The sequence below is a fragment of the Peptoniphilus sp. genome (assembly GCF_050943655.1).
Taxonomy (GTDB): domain Bacteria; phylum Bacillota; class Clostridia; order Tissierellales; family Peptoniphilaceae; genus Peptoniphilus_A.
Genome location: NZ_JBMNPQ010000099.1, coordinates 1 through 3,977, shown reverse-complemented (window position 1 = coordinate 3,977; position 3,977 = coordinate 1). Strand labels below are relative to the sequence as shown.

Here is a 3,977-nt window from a genome sequence, read left to right as displayed (position 1 = left end):
TATTGTAAATACTCTTGATAAAGGTGTAGATGACTATTTGACTAAGCCTTTTTCTCTCGCAATATTAAGGGCAAGGATTGATGCAGTTCTACGCACAATTACTATTAAAAATGATAAAAAGATTTCGTATAAGGATATAGAAATTGATTTGTCAAAGTCGGAAGTAACTTATGCAGGTAAAGTTGTAGATCTCACAGCGTTGGAATATGAAATTTTATTACTTTTTGTCAAAAATCCCAACAGAGTTTACACTAGGGAACAGCTCCTAGAAATGTTTTGGGAAGATCGAGACAAATTTGTAAATGATAACACATTGACCTCGACAATAAAAAGAATTAGAGAGAAGTTAGATAAAAACGTGATAACAACTCTTAGAGGTATTGGATATAGGATGGATTAAATGATTATTTTATTTTGGGCACTTAGCTTGTTTCTTCTTTATTTTTTATTGGAGAATCGAAAGAAAAAAAGAATCGACGAGTTAGTAGAATTAATTGACAATATGAAAGATAAAAATTACACTTTCCCCATGAAGCAAGATGACTTTTCTGTTTTAGAAGATAAGATTTATAAATTATTTATAGAAATAGTTGAAGCTAAAGAAAGTGTCGATGAAAATTCCAAGAGACAAGTGGAATATTTAGAAGATATTGCACACCAAATAAAGACTCCAATTACGAGTATGTTATTTTCTTTAGAAAATTTAGAGGGGAGCTATCCTGAAGATGAAAATATATCTTTATTAAAGAGACAAATTTTAAGGCTTAATTCTCTTTCAGATATCTTGCTTAAGCTTTCAAGTCTCGATGCAAAAGAAAATTTAATGAAAAAAGAAAGTGTCAACTTACAAGAGATAATTGACTATGCACTGGATAATGTAAACCTTAAGAGAAATTTAAAAATTAATATAGATGATAGGCTTAAAGAAAATAATATTTATGTTGACTTCTATTGGGTCTCGGAAGCAGTAATAAATATATTAAAAAATGCCAACAATAGAAAGAGCTGTGATGAAATTTCTATATTATTAGATAAAAATCCATTGTCTACATCTATTATCATAGAGGACAATGGTGGCGGAATAGAAAAAGAAAATTTAAATAAGATTTTTAAAAGATTTTATAAGACTCCAGATTCTAATGGTTTTGGGATAGGTCTTGCCATGGCAAAGTCAATTATTGAGAAAAACAATGGAGAGATTTTTGTAAAAAATAAAAATGACGGAGCGAGCTTTGAAATTAAATTTTATAATGTCACCTAAAAATCACTTTACTTTTATAAGATTTGCTTAGAAAAGTAAGGAGGAAGTTATGGAGATACTTAGAGTAGAAAACTTAAGAAAAGAGTACGGAGATGACAATAACAAAGTTATTGCTCTAGATGGTATAACATTAGAAATAGAAAGAGGAGAATTTGTAGCAGTAGTTGGGCCGAGCGGATCTGGTAAATCCACCTTACTACATATAATTGGTGGTGTCGACAGTCCGACAGAGGGTGATGTTTATATTGATGGCAACAATATTTCAAAATATTCATCAAAGGAACTTTCCTATTTTCGAAGGCGAAAGGTTGGGATAGTATATCAATTCTACAATTTAATCCCAAATTTGACTGCAAGGCACAATATAGAACTGCCACTAAAACTTGACAAGAGGAAAACTAATGAGAAAAATTTTCTGGAAATAGTAAAAAAATTAGGCATAGAAGATAAACTTAACAGTTTTCCAAGCGAGCTTTCAGGTGGACAGCAACAGAGAATCGCCATAGCTAGATCTTTAATTTACAGTCCATCTATAATACTTGCCGATGAACCTACAGGCAATTTAGACAGGAAAAACTCAAAAGAAATAGTAGATATCTTTAGGTATTTTAATAAAGCTTTAAAACAAACTATAATCCTAGTTACTCATGATGAAAATGTAGCTTTGCAAGCAGATAGGATTATCACTATCGTTGATGGAAGAATTGTGGGAGATGAAAAGAATGAATAAGAAGAATTTTCCGATTTTCATCTCTTTATTTATAGTGAGTCTGTTTTTTACAATTATTTTTTATATGAGTTACACAAATTATAGAGAAAATTATGAGTACTACATGTCAGAAGGATTTAATCACGGGGAATTGGAAGGCGATATAAGCCTAGGGGATATCGAAAAGATAAAATCAATTGATGGAGTTAAGTTTGTAGGAAAAATATCTCTAGAACCTGACACAGCAAAGTATAAAGATAATTTAGTTGTAATTAATTATCAAGATGAAGACATCAACAAGATGAGAGAATATTCTCGCATTCTAGAAGGACGTTTTGCAGAAAATGACAGTGAAATAGTGTTATCCGAAAGCTTTGTCAAAGAGAATAATTTAAAACTTGACGACAAGATAAACCTAGACATTGGCAAGAGACTCATGGGTGAAGAAGAAATTGGTCCTACAAGCGCTTATACTGACAGGGAAAAGTTTAGCAGAATTTCTACAAAAACTTATACAATTGTGGGAATTTATAAAGATGTGTACAACAAATATTCCAGATTAAATTATGGTCTTGGACTAAAAAATGAAATGAATTCTTTTAGAACCTTTATCAAGTTTGATTCCTTTGAAGATGCTTATAAAAATAAAGATGAAATTCAGAAGAATATTAATGGGGTAACAGGGAAAAATATAAAACTTATTTTTAATGAGAGTTTAATCGTTTACTACGGAGTAGAAAATGAACCTATACAAAATTTTATGAGCAAAGCTGTTATCGCATTATCAATTGTAGGATGCGCACTAATTTTTATATTCTTCACAAAAAATATATTTTTGGTTTGGGGACTTAGAAAAATAAAAGAGCTTTCTGTTTATAAGTCAATTGGATCAACAGACTTTCAAATCTACTTGTCCTTATTAAAAGAAGGAATATTTATATCTATTGTCCCAATAATACTTGGGCATATCTCGGGCTTTGGACTGATTTATTATCTTTACAAAAATATTATGATGGGCTATGAAGTTGAAAATTATGAATATATAAAATTTAATTTAACTCTAAGCCTTGCAGTTATTATCATTTCGTTAATTATAGTGACATTTGCTATTATGTCGCCTGCTAAGAAGATTTCCAAAATAAATATTATTGATGGGATAAGGGGAAACATAGACTTTTCTAAATCTAAAAAGAAAAGATCAAATAATCTATGGAATGAGTTGAAGTTAAATAATTTGGCGTCCGTTAAATCGCAAAGATATATTTCTTCAATAGGAGTAATAATTATTTCTGCATTTATTATTGCAATAGGCATGTCAAATTACTACCGTGAATTTTCATATTATGACAATGGATATAATTTTGAGGTCGATTATTTTAGTAAGGAGAATGAGATACCACAGGTTCTCAGTGAAATTGTAGAAAAAGTGCCAAATAAAAAATCCTATGTCACAAGAGAAAAGTATGTACAAGTGGAAAATAATTTAAAACTTTCAAATGATGCAGAAGATGCAAATTTAAATGAAGAGATAGAGGAAAATTTTAAAAAGTATAACACAGATTATTATGACGGATTTATAATTGCTTTAGAAGATAAGGATTTAAAGGAACTTGGGGGAGATAATGGTGAGTTTCTTCTTTACAACATGGTACAAAAAGATTCTTCCATACCCATTTCACAAGCAGAAAAGATTCCATATTTTAAAAATCCCGACGAAATAAAAATAAAATTTCCAAATGATTATGAAACGGAGATAAAAATTTCTGGGACGATTTCAGATCTTGGGAGATACAAGTCTAGAACAATGCCCTTTGATATAAAAATTTTTACTGACTTCGACACATATTCTAAACTTTTAGAAGAATCTCAAGATATAAAAAATAGGAATTACCCTTTTCAATTATATTTAGATATAGAGGAAGGAAAAACGAAAGATACTAAGACATTTGTAGAAAATATAATTAGAGATGAGATTTCTTCTGAAGATAGATTTAATATTTTAACTGA

The 3,977-nt window shown here is 29.8% G+C and carries 4 protein-coding genes; all 4 read left to right on the top strand.

Annotated features, from left to right (window positions below):
* The coding region (locus ACOX6R_RS07415) for a response regulator transcription factor (RefSeq protein ID WP_433448813.1) at window positions 1–400 on the top strand (400 nt) is incomplete at its 5' end.
* Entirely contained in the window at window positions 401–1,261 is an 861-nt protein-coding gene (locus ACOX6R_RS07410; RefSeq protein WP_433448811.1) for a sensor histidine kinase, read from the top strand.
* 49 nt (window positions 1,262–1,310) lie between these two features.
* The gene (locus ACOX6R_RS07405) at window positions 1,311–1,991 is read left to right on the top strand and encodes an ABC transporter ATP-binding protein (RefSeq protein WP_433448809.1); all 681 of its coding nucleotides are present in this window, start codon (window positions 1,311–1,313) and stop codon (window positions 1,989–1,991) included.
* Window positions 1,984–3,977, top strand: a 1,994-nt coding sequence (locus ACOX6R_RS07400) for an ABC transporter permease (RefSeq protein ID WP_433448807.1), incomplete at its 3' end; no start/stop codon positions are given. The genes ACOX6R_RS07405 and ACOX6R_RS07400, both read left to right, overlap by 8 nt.

What these genes read in the sequence shown, in the direction of transcription:
- ACOX6R_RS07405 (WP_433448809.1), top strand. Translation starts at nt 1,311, where the DNA reads ATGGAGATACTTAGAGTAGAAAACTTAAGAAAAGAGTACGGAGATGAC.
- ACOX6R_RS07410 (WP_433448811.1), top strand. Translation starts at nt 401, where the DNA reads ATGATTATTTTATTTTGGGCACTTAGCTTGTTTCTTCTTTATTTTTTA.